The 13,521-nt window shown below is 66.1% G+C and carries 14 protein-coding genes and 1 pseudogene; 8 read left to right on the top strand and 7 right to left on the bottom strand.

What is annotated here, in order from left to right:
* Positions 1 to 9: 9 nt before the first annotated feature.
* Positions 10 to 1,575, top strand: coding sequence for a carbohydrate-binding domain-containing protein (locus tag FBY36_RS05760; protein WP_142117725.1), 1,566 nt, complete (start codon positions 10 to 12; stop codon positions 1,573 to 1,575).
* 59 nt (positions 1,576 to 1,634) lie between these two features.
* Here the strand turns inward: FBY36_RS05760 and FBY36_RS05765 are convergent, their stop codons facing one another.
* From FBY36_RS05765 to FBY36_RS05785, 5 genes are all read right to left on the bottom strand, one after another.
* A complete protein-coding gene (locus FBY36_RS05765; protein ID WP_142117726.1) occupies positions 1,635 to 2,471 on the bottom strand; it encodes an alpha/beta fold hydrolase in 837 nt (278 codons plus the stop codon).
* Positions 2,472 to 2,564: 93 nt separating this feature from the next.
* Positions 2,565 to 2,762, bottom strand: a complete 198-nt coding sequence (locus tag FBY36_RS05770) for a hypothetical protein (protein ID WP_142117727.1) — start codon at positions 2,760 to 2,762, stop codon at positions 2,565 to 2,567.
* A 109-nt stretch (positions 2,763 to 2,871) separates the two neighbouring features.
* Positions 2,872 to 4,056: a fatty acid desaturase family protein gene (locus tag FBY36_RS05775; protein ID WP_142117728.1), complete on the bottom strand. Its 1,185-nt coding sequence runs from the start codon at positions 4,054 to 4,056 to the stop codon at positions 2,872 to 2,874.
* Positions 4,057 to 4,068: 12 nt separating this feature from the next.
* Positions 4,069 to 5,166, bottom strand: a complete 1,098-nt coding sequence (locus FBY36_RS05780) for a ferredoxin reductase (protein ID WP_142117729.1) — start codon at positions 5,164 to 5,166, stop codon at positions 4,069 to 4,071.
* Between the two features lie 142 nt (positions 5,167 to 5,308).
* Positions 5,309 to 6,337 (bottom strand): LLM class flavin-dependent oxidoreductase, encoded by a 1,029-nt coding sequence (locus FBY36_RS05785; RefSeq protein ID WP_142117730.1) that lies wholly within the window; start codon positions 6,335 to 6,337, stop codon positions 5,309 to 5,311.
* A 38-nt stretch (positions 6,338 to 6,375) separates the two neighbouring features.
* Between FBY36_RS05785 and FBY36_RS05790 the strand changes: the two are divergent.
* From FBY36_RS05790 to FBY36_RS05800, 3 genes and pseudogenes are all read left to right on the top strand, one after another.
* Positions 6,376 to 6,594: pseudogene (locus FBY36_RS05790) on the top strand (YnfA family protein); the annotation flags it as partial.
* A 20-nt stretch (positions 6,595 to 6,614) separates the two neighbouring features.
* A complete protein-coding gene (locus FBY36_RS05795; protein WP_056330021.1) occupies positions 6,615 to 7,019 on the top strand; it encodes a YidH family protein in 405 nt (134 codons plus the stop codon).
* A gap of 4 nt (positions 7,020 to 7,023) precedes the next feature.
* Positions 7,024 to 7,356 (top strand): DUF202 domain-containing protein, encoded by a 333-nt coding sequence (locus tag FBY36_RS05800; protein ID WP_142117731.1) that lies wholly within the window; start codon positions 7,024 to 7,026, stop codon positions 7,354 to 7,356.
* Positions 7,357 to 7,368: 12 nt separating this feature from the next.
* Here FBY36_RS05800 and FBY36_RS05805 read toward each other — a convergent pair whose 3' ends face one another.
* Entirely contained in the window at positions 7,369 to 7,767 is a 399-nt protein-coding gene (locus tag FBY36_RS05805; RefSeq protein ID WP_142117732.1) for a hypothetical protein, read from the bottom strand.
* Positions 7,768 to 7,852: 85 nt separating this feature from the next.
* On the opposite strand from FBY36_RS05805, the gene FBY36_RS05810 reads away from it, so the two are divergent.
* From FBY36_RS05810 to FBY36_RS05820, 3 genes are all read left to right on the top strand, one after another.
* Complete coding sequence (locus FBY36_RS05810) at positions 7,853 to 8,089, top strand: DUF2630 family protein (protein ID WP_142029088.1); 237 nt, start codon at positions 7,853 to 7,855, stop codon at positions 8,087 to 8,089.
* Positions 8,089 to 8,883 (top strand): carbon-nitrogen hydrolase family protein, encoded by a 795-nt coding sequence (locus FBY36_RS05815; protein ID WP_142117733.1) that lies wholly within the window; start codon positions 8,089 to 8,091, stop codon positions 8,881 to 8,883. The genes FBY36_RS05810 and FBY36_RS05815 overlap by 1 nt, the downstream gene beginning before the upstream one ends.
* A 323-nt stretch (positions 8,884 to 9,206) precedes the next feature.
* Entirely contained in the window at positions 9,207 to 10,526 is a 1,320-nt protein-coding gene (locus tag FBY36_RS05820; RefSeq protein WP_142117734.1) for an ammonium transporter, read from the top strand.
* Positions 10,527 to 10,529: 3 nt separating this feature from the next.
* On the opposite strand, the gene FBY36_RS05825 is transcribed toward FBY36_RS05820, so the two are convergent.
* Positions 10,530 to 11,156, bottom strand: coding sequence for a PadR family transcriptional regulator (locus FBY36_RS05825; protein WP_142117735.1), 627 nt, complete (start codon positions 11,154 to 11,156; stop codon positions 10,530 to 10,532).
* A gap of 179 nt (positions 11,157 to 11,335) precedes the next feature.
* On the opposite strand from FBY36_RS05825, the gene FBY36_RS05830 reads away from it, so the two are divergent.
* Entirely contained in the window at positions 11,336 to 13,507 is a 2,172-nt protein-coding gene (locus FBY36_RS05830; protein ID WP_142117736.1) for a transglycosylase domain-containing protein, read from the top strand.
* Positions 13,508 to 13,521: the final 14 nt, after the last annotated feature.

Raw genomic sequence — 13,521 nt, forward strand, 5'->3', positions numbered from 1 at the left:
GGACACCCCATGAAGAAAATCCGCTCCTACCTGTCAGTCGCTGCCCTGGCCCTCTCGCTTGGTCTCGCCGGCTGCTCCACCGCCGGCACCAGCACAGGCAGCACCTCGTCCGTCAGCGGCACCTCGTCCACCGCTGCAACCGGCGCCACTGCCGCCGTCGCCCTGGGTACCGTGGCGGAGGACACGCACTACGATGCCGACGATCTCACCTGGGATGCCGCCAGCGAGGTGGCCGTGGCCCTGGCGGACGGCGCCAGCAGCGTTGCCGCGGGGTCGGACGCCGTGAAGGTGGACGGCGACACGGTCACCATCAGCGCCGCCGGCAGCTACCGCCTCAGCGGGTCCCTGGCCAACGGCCGCATTGTGGTGGCTGCGGGCGATCAGGACACGGTCCGCATCATCCTGGACGGCGCCAGCATCTCAAGCGCGGACGGCTCACCGTTCGTGGTCCAGAGCGCCGACGAGGCCATTCTCTACCTGGCGGACGGCACCTCCAGCTCCCTGAGCGACGCCACCAACTACGCGGACCAGGGCACCGACGCGCCCAACGCCGCCCTCTACTCCAAGGCCGACCTGACCATCGCGGGCAGCGGATCCCTGAGCGTGGACGGCAACTTCAACGATGGCATCTCGTCGAAAGATGGGCTGGTCCTCGCATCCGGCAACGTCAGCGTGAAAGCAAAGGACGACGGCATCGTGGGCAAGGACTACGCCGTCCTGCTGGACGGGGCATACCAGGTGACCGCCGGGGACGACGGCTTCAAGTCCGACAACGACCAGGACGAGGGCCGCGGCTGGGTGCTGCTCAACGGCGGCACCCTGAACGTCTCCGCAACGGACGACGGCATCAAGGCCCACAACACGCTGACCATAGCGGGCGGGACCGCCACCGTCGCCAAATCCGAGGAGGGCCTGGAGGCCCAGCACATCGTGGTGTCCGGCGGCGCCACCACGGTCACGTCCAACGACGACGGCGTGAACGCCTCGGGCGGGTCTTCCACCTCCGGCGGGGGCGGCATGGGCGGCGGAGGCATGGAGGTGGGTGACTACAGCGTGGACGTCACCGGCGGCACCCTGACCATCAATGCGCAGGGTGACGGCCTGGACTCCAACGGCAACGCCGGCATCTCGGGTGGCACCGTGGTGGTCAACGGTCCTACAGCCAACAACAACGGCGCCCTGGACGTCAACGGCGAGCTGACGGTTACCGGCGGTACCGTTGCGGCGGCCGGCAGTTCGGGCATGGCGGTGGCACCGGGCGATTCCTCCACGCAGTCAGGCGTGCAGGTGACGCTGGGGTCCCCGGTTCCGGCCGGGACCGTGATCCAGCTTGCCGATTCGGCCGGCAAGGCGGTGGCGGCGTTCACCACCACCAAGGCCACGGCCTCCCTGGTCTTCTCCTCACCTGACATTGCCAAGGGACAGCAGTACACCGTCTACACCGGCGGCACGGCCACTACGGCCGCCGGGATCGGCGCCGGCAGCCTGGACGGGGCCAAGCAGGTGGGGACGGTGACAGCTGGCCAGTACACCGCGTCCCAGGGCCCGGGCGGCGGTGGCGGGCCGCGCTGGTAGTCCCGGAAAACAGATGGCGACGGCGGGAACCCGCCGTCGCCATCCGCGTTTGCCGATCGCTACTTCGAAAGGAAACCGAGCAGGGCCTCGTTGACCTCTGCGGCGTGGGTCCACAGCAGCCCGTGCGGGGCGCCCTCGATCTCAACGTACTCGGCGGCCGGCAGGACCTTGGCGAAAAGCCGGCCGGTGGAGTCGATGGGCAGGATATTGTCCGACGTGCCGTGCAGAATCAGTGCCGGAACGTCGATCTTCGGGATGTCGCCGCGGAAGTCCGTGATCCAGGTGGCCTGGGCGGCAACCAAGGCGGTGGCGCCCGCTCCGGCGGCCACGTTCCAGCTGGCGTTGACGGCCTCCTGGCTGAGGCGCGGGGTGCCCAGGAAGGTGTCGGAGTTGTAGAAGTTCTTGAAGAAGTCGCCCAGGAAAGCGTACGGGTCAGCCGTGACCGCCTCCTTGAGGCCGTCGAACACGTCCTGCGGGACGCCGTCCGGGTTGTCATCCGTCTTGAGCAGGAACGGCTCCAGGGATCCGAGGAATGCGGCCTTTGCAACCCGGGCCGATCCGTAATTGCCCAGGTACCGGGCCACCTCACCGGTGCCCATGGAGAAGCCCACCAGCACGGCGTCACTGAGGTCCAGGGCAGTCAGGAGCGTGTTGAGGTCCGCCGCGAAGGTGTCGTAGTCATACCCTTCGGTGGTCTTGCTCGATTTCCCGAACCCGCGGCGGTCGTAGGTGATCACGCGGTAACCGGCATCCAGCAGCGCAGTGGTCTGCTTCTCCCAGGAGGCCCCGTCCAGCGGGTAGCCGTGGATCAGCACCACAGGCTGCCCCGACCCGTGGTCCTCGTAGTAGAGCTCGATGTCAGTGCTGTTCTCGGTACCTACGGTGATCAAAGCCATGGAGGCGGTCCTTTCGAGGCTGTGGAATCGGTCCGGGCCGGGCAGTGCCTGGCCCTGCAGTTCCTACTCTAGGGGGGTCCGCCATGCCGGCCGCTACCGGGAAGGCTGCGGAAGTTCGCAGGATATCCGGGGGTTGGCGCCCATGTAGTTCAGTGGGCCTGCTGCGATGGTCAACGCTACAGTGCTGGCCTCGGCGCAATTCCCCGGCGCCGAGCCGAAGTAACCGCGCTGCCAGGCGGCCACGCCGCCGATGATCAGCCAGATGACGATAAGTGCTCCGAGAATCCGCATGATTCCTCCATGGCCGCGGCGGCTGTGGGATCAATTATGCGGCAAAAATGCACCTCCGGTCCCGGGTGGTTCCCGGTGCCGGAGGCGCATTTTTGTCAGGCGGTTTTGGCTAGGCGCGGGCAGCCTTGCCGGGCAGTGCCAGCTTGAAGACCTTGGCCCAGGACGACCCCACCTGCTTCAGCAGCGGGCCCGTGGTGTACTTCAGGCCGTAACGCTGGCAGATTTCGCGGACCCTGGGCGCCACCTCGGCGTACCGGTTGGAGGGCAGGTCAGGGAAGAGGTGGTGCTCGATCTGGTGCGAGAGGTTGCCCGTCATGAGGTGCATGAACTTGGAGCCCGAGATGTTGGCCGAGCCGATCATCTGCCGCACGTACCAGTCCCCGCGGGTTTCCCCGTCAACCATCTCTTCCGTGAAGGTGTCGGTTCCTTCCGGGAAGTGGCCGCAGAAGATGACCGCGTGGGCCCACACGTTGCGGACGGCGTTGGCAGTGATGGTGCCGAGCAGGGCCTGCTTGGCGGATCCGGTCAGCATGGCTACGGCGGGGGTGGCAGCGTAGTCCTTGGTGAACTGGGTGACAACCTTCTTGCCCAGCGCCTTGAGGTCCTTGAGCAGGGCCTCCTTGGACTTGGTGCCTTCCTTGTACTCGGTCAGCTCGAGGTCGTAGATGGCGATGCCCCACTCGAAGACCGGTGCCAGGATGGCGTTGAACAGCGGGTTGGCAAGGTTGATGGGCTTCCACGGCTGGTTCTCGTCCATCCGGAGGAGGTTGTATCCGACGTCGTTGTCCTTGCCCACCACGTTGGTCCAGCGGTGGTGCAGGTCGTTGTGGGTGTGCTGCCAGGACCGTGAGGGGGTGACGAAGTCCCATTCCCAGGTGGTGGAGTGGATGTCCGGGTCCCGCATCCAGTCCCACTGGCCGTGCAGGATGTTGTGGCCCAGCTCCATGTTTTCCAGGATCTTGGCCAGGCTGAGCAGGGTGGTGCCCGTGACCCAGGCGGCCTTGTTCTTGCTGACCAGCAGGGCTGCGCGGCCGGAGAGTTCCAGGCCGCGCTGGATCTTGATCATCCGGCGGATGTAGGCGGCATCCTCGGCCCCGCGCTTGCCCAGGATCTCGTCCCGGATGGCGTCGAGTTCGCGGCCAAGCTCGGCTACCTGTTCATCGCTAAGGTGCGCGGCGGCAGGCGGCCGGACGGCGGGGCTGCCGGATTCGGCCAGCTTGCCGGGCCGCGTCCGTGAGGTACCGGCGCTGGCTCCTCCGGCGGCAGTGGTCTTTGTGGGTGAGATGACAGACATACGTACTGCTCCTCAGAGTTCGAGGTTGACGGGCCCGGCGGCTGCCGAGACACACGTTTGGATCAGTTGGCCTGGTTCGCCGTGGATTTCCCCGGTCCGCAGGTCGCGGACCTGGCCGGCCAGGAGCGGTGTGAGGCAGCTGTGGCAGATGCCCATGCGGCAGCCGCTGGGCATCAGCACCCCGGCGTCCTCGCCGATATCCAGGATGGGGGTGTCGCCGTCGGCTTCCACCTCCCGGTCGGACGCTTCGAAGGTGACCAGGCCGCCGTCGTGTCCTACGCCGGCGTTGAAGGTGGTGTTGAAGCGTTCGATCATGAGGTTGCCGGCTTCCCCGGCAACGGCGACGTCGGTCCCCGGCGCCCGGGTGGTCAGCGCGGCGCGCTTCCAGAGGGCTTCGGCGTCGTCCAGGAAACTGTCGGGCCCGCAGGCGTAGGCAGCGCGGTCCTTCCAGTCGGGGCAGATCTCGTCCAGCTCCTTGGTGCTGGAGAAGTCCATGCGGCCCTGTTCTCCGGTGTACCAGTGGGCCAGCCGGAAGTTGGGGAACTGGTCGGCAAGTTCGGCCAGCTCTTCCCTGAAGAGGCTGTCACCCGGAGTGCGGGCGGAGTGGACCAGCACGACGTCGGCATCCGGGCGCCGCGGCACGAGGGTACGGATCATGGACATCACCGGAGTGATGCCGCTGCCCGCGGTGACCATCAGGAGGGGGCGGGGGTGTTCCGGAAGCACGAAGTCGCCCTGCGGCGGAGCCAGGAACAGGACGTCACCGGGTTTGGTGGTACGCACCAGGGTGCCGGAGACCGCGCCCACGTCGGTGACGGTGATGGCGGGGTCTTTTCCGGCCGGGGCGCTGAGCGAGTAGGAGCGCCAGTGGCGGACGCCGTCCAGTTCGACGCCGATACGCGCCCACTGTCCTGCCATGTGCGCCTTCCAGCCGCGTCCTGGGCGGAAGAAGATGGTGGCCGACTGGGCGGTCTCCTGGACCACCCTGGTGACCACGCCGCGGAGCTGGCGGGCTGAGTAGACAGGGTTGAACAGCGCGAGGACGTCTTCGGGTGCCAACGGGGTGGTAAGTACTGAGGCCGCCTGGGCCAGCTGTCGTAGCCGGATCATGCGGTTAAGCCTAAGGCGGCGCGAGCCATATTTCTCTCTCTCCGTCGTACGACCGTTCCGCAGTCACACAGTAGTAGGGGTGCGCAGCCCCCACCACGCACTTAAAGGATAACGGTTAGGTCTCGCAAAAGGTTCCCGCACCCTATCGGCGGCTCCAGCCGAGGGCGGGGGCGACGTGCTCCACGATGCTGCCCAGCAACTTGGCGTTGAACTCCACACCCAGCTGGTTGGGGACCGTCAGCAGGAGGGTGTCGGCCGCCTGCACGGCCATGTCGGCGGCCAGTTGCTCCGCCAGGAGGTCCGGCGCACCCACGTAGCTCTTCCCGAACCTGGCGGTCAGTCCGTCAATGACGCCCACCTGGTCGCGGCCGTCCCGGAGCGCGCTGCCGGCGAAGTAGTAGTTGTCCTCCTCGTCCACGATGGGAAGGACGCTGCGGCTGACCGAAACACGCGGGGTGTGGGCGTGGCCTGCCGCCGACCACGCGTCCCTGAACAGCTGGATCTGTTCGGCCTGGAGTTCATGGAAGGGAACGCCGGTGTCCTCGGTGAGCAGCGTGGAGCTCATCAGGTTCATGCCCAGTTCCGCGGCCCACACGGCGGTCTTCCTGCTGCCGGCGCCCCACCAGATCCGTTCGGACAGGCCCGGGGACTGCGGCTGGATGGGCAGGAGGCCGGTGGCACCGCCGGCGTACCGGGGGTCCGCCTCAGCCATGCCGGCCCCCGTGATGGCCTTGCGGAACACGGCAGTGTGGCGCCGGGCCATGTCCGCGTCGGTCTCCCCCGGCTCTGGGCGGTAGCCGAAGGCTGACGCACCCTCCCTGGCCGGTTCGGGTGAACCGCGGCTGATGCCCAACTGCAGCCTGCCGCCGCTGATCAGGTCTGCCGCTGCGGCTTCCTCCGCCATGTACAGGGGATTTTCGTAGCGCATGTCGATGACGCCGGTGCCTATTTCGATGCGGCTGGTGCGGGCGGCGATGGCCGACAGGAGGGGGAAGGGCGATGCCTGCTGCCTGGCGAAGTGGTGGACGCGGAAGAATGCGCCGTCCACGCCGAGTTCTTCAGCGGCAACCGCCAGTTCGATCCCCTGGAGCAGGGCGTCCGCCGCTGTCCTGGTTCGGGAACCCTGGCCGGGGCCCCAGTGGCCGAATGAAAGGAATCCTATGCGCTCCATACCTTCCCCAACTGCACGGCCGGCGGCGGCATTCCCGCGTGATTGCGCTCGGCGCCTACGGCTTCGTGGCCACCCTGCAGCCGGACGCGCACTTCGGCAGGATCCTGGCCGCCTATGGCGGAGTGTTTGTGGCCGGTTCCCTGGCCTGGGGAATGGCCTTTGACGGTTTCCGCCCGGACCGATGGGACATTGCGGGATCCCTGGTCTGCCTGCTGGGTGTCGCCGTGATCATGTTTGCCCCGCGGAGCGGCGGATAGGCCACGGCTAAACTGGCCCGGTGACCAACAGCGAGCAGCAGCCAGGACCGGCAGGCCCGCCCCCGCGCGGAAGAATCGCCGAACGGCTGCTGCCCGGCGGCGAGGAACCCGACCCCCGCTTCACTCTTGCCAACGAGCGAACCTTCCTGGCGTGGATCCGTACGTCGCTCGCGCTGCTGGCGGGCGGCATTGCCGTCGAGGCGTTCACGTCCGGCCTCTTCATCGAGCCTGTCCGGAAAGGCCTGGCCGTCCTCCTGCTCCTGCTGGGCATGATGCTCAGCGGTGGCGCCGCCGTGCGGTGGCTTCGGGTGGAACGGAGCATGCGCACCAAGGCACCGCTGCCCCTGCCGCTCTTCGTGCCCCTGTTGGCCGGGGCAGGCGCGCTGGCTGCCGCCGTCGTACTGGTCTTTATCCTCTGGCGCTGAGCCGATGGCATCGCGCGCACCCAGCCACCATGGCGACCCCGGCCTGCAGCCCGAACGGACGGCCCTCGCCTGGGGCCGGACCATGCTGGCGCTGGTGACGGCGAGCGCCTTCTTCCTGCGCTGGCTTCCCACCTACGGGCCGCCCATCCTGATGCTGCCGGCGATCTCCGGGGGCGCCGCCCTTGCCATTTACCTCACGCAGCGCCGCCGGTACCAGGCCAGGTCCCACGGCCTGGCAGGCGAAAGCATCGAGGCCGACCTCACAGCGGTGTTCTGGACCGCTGCCGCCGGAGTTGTCCTTGGCGGGCTGGGCATTGTGGTGGTCCTGGTCAGCTAGGACATCAGTCAGCTAGAACATCGGCAGGACGAAGCCGGCCAGGAGCGCCACCGAGCCGATCGCCGTCAGGCAGCGCCCCAGGACCGAGGCCGTCCTGCCGGCTTCCTCCGGCGTGGTGGTTTGCCATTGGGTTGGGCGCTTGGGGTGGTAGTAGATGGGCAGGGTGTCCCCCACTGCCATGTCCCGGATGTCGTAGGGGGACATGGGCGCGTTGTGCACCTGGTGCCTCCGGTCGACCCAGCGGAACCCCACCCCGGTGGAATCGGAATACACCACGGCTTCGGCCACCTCCCACGGGTGCACGAAGCGGCGAAGGAAACCGGTGTAGAACAGCAGCCCCAGTCCGGCGGGCAGGCACAACCAGGTGAGCACTTCCAGGATGGGACCTGCCATATCGAGCGCAGTGGGCATGAAGTTGATGGTACAGCGCGGGGACTGGTGGCTTAAGCACCTGATCCGTACGCTGAAGGAGACCGGACCGACGTAAGGGGAAACCATGAACGATCAGGACATTTTGACGCACATCCAGGCCCTGGTGGAGGAGGAGCACTCGCTGCGCGAGGGTTCCGGGGACGGGCAGGCGCCGGACCAGGCGCGCCTGAAGTACGTGGAGGAAAGCCTGGACCAGTGCTGGGACCTGCTGCGCCAGCGCCGGGCCAAGAAGGAATCGGGCGAAAACCCGAACGACGCCGAGCCCCGCCCCATCAGCGAAGTTGAGGGCTACCGGCAGTAATGCGGATTGCAGTAGCGCAGATCATCAGCGGCGCCGACACCGCCGCCAACCTTGAACTAGTGTGGGACTACGCCGCCCAGGCCAGCAATGCCGGCGCCCGGTTAGTGGTGTTTCCCGAGGCGACGATGCGCGCCTTTGGCCACTCGCTCAAAGACATTGCCGAGCCGCTGGACGGCCCCTGGGCCAGCGAGGTCCGCAGGATCGCCAAGGACCTGGACATCGCGATCGTGGCCGGCATGTTCACTCCCGGGAAGGACGGCCGCGTCCGCAATACGCTGCTGGTCACCGGCCCCGGGGTGGAAGCGTCCTACGACAAGGTGCATCTTTTTGACGCCTTCGGCTTTACCGAGTCCCGGACGGTTGATGCAGGGGAAGCGCCGGTGACGTTTGAGCTGGACGGGACCTTATTCGGCCTGGCCACCTGCTACGACGTGCGCTTCCCGGGCCTGTTCACGGCAAACGCCAACGCCGGCGCCCAGGTGAACATCGTGTGTGCTTCCTGGGGCGCCGGTGAGGGCAAGACCGAGCAGTGGGACCTGCTGGTGCGCGCCCGGGCGCTGGACAGCACCACATTTGTGGTTGCCTGTGGCCAGGGTGATCCCGAAACCACTGGCGCAGGTCCCGCGGGTGCGGCTCCCACCGGAGTGGGACACAGCGCTATTGTCACCCCCTTGGGCAAACCGGTGGTGGCACTCGGCGGCAAGCCCGAACTCGCCGTCGTCGATATTGATCCCGCAACCGTGGATGACGTGCGGGCCACGCTGCCGGTGTTGGCCAACGCCCGCAGGTTCTAACCCCGTGAGGCGCCGTTCACCGCTCTGAAACAGAAGGCAAAACAGGGTACGACGGCGTTTCCCACCTTGGGCGGGCCGGGTGGCCTGTAGTGGCGGGAATCGCCGCGGAAATTCCCGCCGCGGGAGTCTTCAGCCAGAGCCGCCGTTTACATGCCGGAAACATGGCGGATACGTGAACTTCACGCGGGAGCAGTTTGTGTAACGTGGCCGCAACTTTAAGCGGCATTGGTTGAAACACGGGGCGCCAAAAATGGAACCCGGGGGAAATGCCCCGGGGCCAAACGGGCCCCTGGACCACGATCACGTTGCGAAGGGACCCACCGGTGGAAATCACTGCCCAACACGTCTGGCTGATGATTTCGGCCGCCATGGTTCTGCTGATGACCCCCGGGCTTGGCCTGTTCTACGGCGGCATGACGCGCGCCAAGGCCGCGCTGAACATGATCATGATGAGTTTCATCTCGGCAGGAATCGTGGGCGTTGTCTGGGTTCTCTGGGGTTACTCGATGACCACGGGCGACGGCTTCCTGGGGCTCTTTGGAAATCCCTTCACCAGCTTCGGCCTGCAGAACCTGATGGGTTCGCCGGACCTCATCAAGGCCGGTTACAGCGCCACGTTCGCCATCATCACCGTGGCCCTCATCAGCGGGGCCATCGCAGACCGCGCCAAGTTCAGCGCCTGGGCTCTGTTCGTGCCCGTATGGATCACGCTGATCTACTGCCCCCTCGCCTACATGGTCTGGGGTGGCGGCCTGATGAGTGCCGGCGGAGCCGTGACTGCAATCTTCGGCCAGGTGATCGACTTCGCCGGCGGCGCTGTAGTGGAGATCAGTTCAGGAACTGCCGCGCTGGTGCTGGCGGTCATCGTGGGCCAGCGCCATGGCTTCGCCAAGGACCCCAACCACCGCCCCCACAACCTGCCCTTCATCATGCTGGGCGCGGCCATCCTGTGGTTCGGCTGGTTTGGCTTCAACGGCGGCGCCGCAACCAGCGTTGAACAGGCCGGCCTCATCTGGATCAACACCCTGGTGGCCCCTGCCGCAGCCATGCTCACCTGGCTCATTACCGAAAAGGTCCGCCACGGGCATCCCACCTCGCTGGGCGCCGCCTCAGGCGTTGTCGCCGGCCTGGTGGCCATCACCCCTTCCTGCGCCAACATCAGCCCAGTGGCAGCAATCGGCCTGGGCCTGGTGGCCGGAGCGGCGTGCTGTGTTTTCGTGGACCTCAAGTACCGCTTCGGCCTTGACGACTCCCTGGACGTGGTGGGTGTCCACCTGGGTGCCGGCCTCATCGGCACCCTGTCCCTGGGCTTCATCGCCCTGCCTGTGGATGGCCAGGGCGGCGGCCTCTTCTACGGCGGCGGTGTCCAGCAGCTCATTGCCCAGACAGCCGCCGTCGTCATTACCCTGCTCTTGTCCGGCATTGGCACGGCAGTCATTGCCCGGATCATCAACAACACTGTGGGCTTCCGCGTCAGCCACGAGGCCGAGACCGCCGGCGTGGACCTGTCCGAGCACGCCGAGACCGCCTACGCGTTCGGCGAGATCGGAGCAGGCTTTAATCCCCTGCGCCAGGCTGCGGTCCACATCCCCACCACTGCGGCTCCCGCAGAACGGCACGCCAAGGAAGACTCCTTCGCGTAGGTCCTAGTCCGCGAGGATCTTGTACAGCGCGCGGCGGGTTTCGTCCATCTTCTCGACGGCAGCAGCACGCTGTTCCTGCGTCACGCCCGTGCGGAACTGGTGGATGGCGCCCAGGAGCTTGCCGATGCTTTGGTGGAAGTCCCTGTCAGCACTGTCCGGTTCGGCGTTCCAGGCGTTCTCCATCTCCTCGGCGTGCTCCGCCACGTAGGCCCTGCCTGCGTCGGTAAGGGCAAACTCTGTGCCGCGCCCTTCGCTCAGCGCCTCGATCAGGCCCTCGTCCACCAACTGCTGCAGCGTGGGGTAAATGGATCCCGGGCTTGGCCGCCACATTCCGCCGGTCTTCGCGGCGATGGTCTTGATCAGTCCGTAACCATTGGAGGGCGCCTCCGCCAGCAGCGAGAGGATGGCTGCGCGGACGTCACCCCGGCTGGCGCGCCGGCCGCCCCGTCCGAAACCCGGACCGAAGCCGGGTCCGAAGCCGGGTCCGAAACCCGGGCCAAAACCGGGCCCAAATCCAGGTCCGAAACCGGGACCCCGGTGCCCGTGGGGTCCCCGGTGGCCCCTCCCCCGCTCGAAACGCCCCTTGCCAAACTCGGGGCCCGGATTCCTGTCGTCGAATATGCCTTTCATGGTGGCATGGTCCTTTCATTCCTGAAGTCGTCGCTGCTTATTCAGCGATAGTTAACGATATGTCGGTAACTATCGCTGGTCAATGGTTTTGCGTGACCAAATCCTGACCTTCCCCCCCCCTGTTTCACCCCTTGGCCGGAGCGTATTCTGTTCCCACCTTCAAGGACGAGGGCTGAGGAATGGTGAAGAGGCGGAAGCGCAGGCGTGGCTTTGGCGTTGCTCTGGGACGGATCCTGGGGTTCCTTGCAGCGAGTGTCATGTGCGGCGTGCTGGTGGCCAGCCTGGTGGTCCCGGCGGTGGCAGCCGCAGGGATGGGTGTCAGTTCGTCCATTGGCTACTTCGAACGCCTGCCGGAGGAGCTGGCGGTGCAGCCGCCGTCGCAGGCTACGAAAGTCCTGACGTCCGACGGGCAGCCAATCGCAACGTTCTATGCGGAAAACCGCGTGCGCGTGCCGCTGGACCAGATGTCACCCTTCATCAAGGACGGCATTATCGCCATCGAGGACAGCAGGTTTTACGAACACGCAGGTGTGGATCCGCAGGGGATCCTGCGGGCACTGGTGTCCAACCTGACCAAGGGCGGCGAGCAGGGCGCATCGACCATCACCCAGCAGTACGTCACCAATGTCCTGAACGAGGCGCAACTTTCGCAGGACAGGCCGGACGAGGTGGTCCTGAACGGGCAGAAGACCCTCGGCGACAAACTGCGGGAGATGAAACTCGCCGTCACCTTGGAGAAGAAGTACACCAAGAACCAGATCCTCGAGGGTTACCTCAACATCGTATTCTTCAGCAGCAATGCCTACGGAATTGAAGCCGCGGCGCGCTACTTCTTCAGCACCACAGCGAAAGACCTGACGCTTCCCCAGGCAGCCCTGCTGGCCGGGCTGGTCAACAGCCCCACGCTGTACAACCCCGCCACCAATCCGGACAAGTCCACGGTGCGCCGCAACCAGGTCCTGTCCGAGATGCTGCGCCTGAAAAAGATCACGCAGGCCCAGCACGATGAGGCCGTGGCCGCTCCCATCGAATTGAAGATCACTCCGCAGCAGCAGGGTTGCGCCAATGCGGCCATGGCGCCGTACTTCTGCGACTACATCTCACACCTGATCCTGAACAACCCCGCCTACGGTCCGACGGAGCCTGAACGTGAGCGGAGGCTGTACCGGGGCGGCCTCACCATCATCACCACCTTGGACAGCAGGCTCCAGGCGGCCGCGCAGGCCCAGGTGGACGGGACTGCAGGCGCAAATCCGGACCGGTGGGCAGCTTCGCTGGTTACCGTTCAGCCCGGCAGCGGCAAGATCCTGGCGATGGCCCAAAACACCACATTCCTTCCGCAACCCGGCAAGTTCGACACCAACCTGAACTTCAACGTGGATGCCAAGGACGCGCAGGGCAATGACCTGAACGGCGCCGGCGGATTCCAGCCGGGGTCCACCATGAAGCCCTTCACTTTCGCGGAATGGTTGAACGAGGGCAAGCCGATTACCGCCGAAGTGGACGCATCGAAGCGGGTCTACCCCCTGGGCTTCCCGTGGAAGGACAGCTGCGGCAAGGTGCTGGGAGCCTACAGCACTGCGCAGGCAAACCCTGCCCTTGGTGCTGCCGATGACCTGCAGAACGCGGAAGAGGGCTTCTACCGGCGCATGCCAGTCAACTACGGCCTCTACAACTCGATCAACACCGCCACCTTCGCTTCGGCATCCCAGCTGGACTTCTGCGGCATCCAGAAGATGGTGGATGCCGTGGGCCTGCACAGTGGCCTCGACAGCAGCCCTGTCAACATGCACCAGCTGGGCAACCTGCTGGGTGGCACCGGCGTTGCCCCCCTCACCCTTGCGAACGCGTTTGCCACTTTCGCCACGGACGGCCGCTACTGCGCACCCATCGCAGTGGCTGAGATCACGGATGCGGCCGGAGCGAAACTGCCTGCCCAGGCATCGGACTGCCACGACGCCGTCAAACCGGACGTGGCCCGCGGCGTCAACTCGGTGCTGCAGGATGTCCTGAAGAAGGGCTCCGGCGTCTGGATCAACCCCAAAGTGCATGACAAGGTTCCCACTGCGGCCAAGACCGGCACCTCGAACAACAACGGTTCCACCTGGGTGGTGGGGTACACCACCGGGCTGGTCACCGCGTCCTTCTTCGGCGACGCCCTGGAAGGCCAAAAGCGGGCAGGACAGAACGTGACCATCAACGGCACCTTTTACCCGCGCCTTGATGGGTTCATGATCGCCGGGCCGCAGTGGGCCAACTACATGCTCAAGGTGGCACCGCTTTATCCCGCTGCGCCGTTCGCGCCGCCTCCCGCGTCCATGATCGGCCCCAACCCCAATTACAAACCCTAGGGCCGGTTACCTGC

The sequence above is a fragment of the Arthrobacter sp. SLBN-122 genome (assembly GCF_006715165.1).
GTDB lineage: Bacteria > Actinomycetota > Actinomycetes > Actinomycetales > Micrococcaceae > Arthrobacter.

What these genes read in the sequence shown, in the direction of transcription:
- FBY36_RS05760 (WP_142117725.1), top strand. Translation starts at nt 10, where the DNA reads ATGAAGAAAATCCGCTCCTACCTGTCAGTCGCTGCCCTGGCCCTCTCG.
- FBY36_RS05765 (WP_142117726.1), bottom strand. Translation starts at nt 2,471, where the DNA reads ATGGCTTTGATCACCGTAGGTACCGAGAACAGCACTGACATCGAGCTC.
- FBY36_RS05770 (WP_142117727.1), bottom strand. Translation starts at nt 2,762, where the DNA reads ATGCGGATTCTCGGAGCACTTATCGTCATCTGGCTGATCATCGGCGGC.
- FBY36_RS05775 (WP_142117728.1), bottom strand. Translation starts at nt 4,056, where the DNA reads ATGTCTGTCATCTCACCCACAAAGACCACTGCCGCCGGAGGAGCCAGC.
- FBY36_RS05780 (WP_142117729.1), bottom strand. Translation starts at nt 5,166, where the DNA reads ATGATCCGGCTACGACAGCTGGCCCAGGCGGCCTCAGTACTTACCACC.
- FBY36_RS05785 (WP_142117730.1), bottom strand. Translation starts at nt 6,337, where the DNA reads ATGGAGCGCATAGGATTCCTTTCATTCGGCCACTGGGGCCCCGGCCAG.
- FBY36_RS05800 (WP_142117731.1), top strand. Translation starts at nt 7,024, where the DNA reads ATGGCATCGCGCGCACCCAGCCACCATGGCGACCCCGGCCTGCAGCCC.
- FBY36_RS05805 (WP_142117732.1), bottom strand. Translation starts at nt 7,767, where the DNA reads ATGCCCACTGCGCTCGATATGGCAGGTCCCATCCTGGAAGTGCTCACC.
- FBY36_RS05810 (WP_142029088.1), top strand. Translation starts at nt 7,853, where the DNA reads ATGAACGATCAGGACATTTTGACGCACATCCAGGCCCTGGTGGAGGAG.
- FBY36_RS05815 (WP_142117733.1), top strand. Translation starts at nt 8,089, where the DNA reads ATGCGGATTGCAGTAGCGCAGATCATCAGCGGCGCCGACACCGCCGCC.
- FBY36_RS05825 (WP_142117735.1), bottom strand. Translation starts at nt 11,156, where the DNA reads ATGAAAGGCATATTCGACGACAGGAATCCGGGCCCCGAGTTTGGCAAG.
- FBY36_RS05830 (WP_142117736.1), top strand. Translation starts at nt 11,336, where the DNA reads ATGGTGAAGAGGCGGAAGCGCAGGCGTGGCTTTGGCGTTGCTCTGGGA.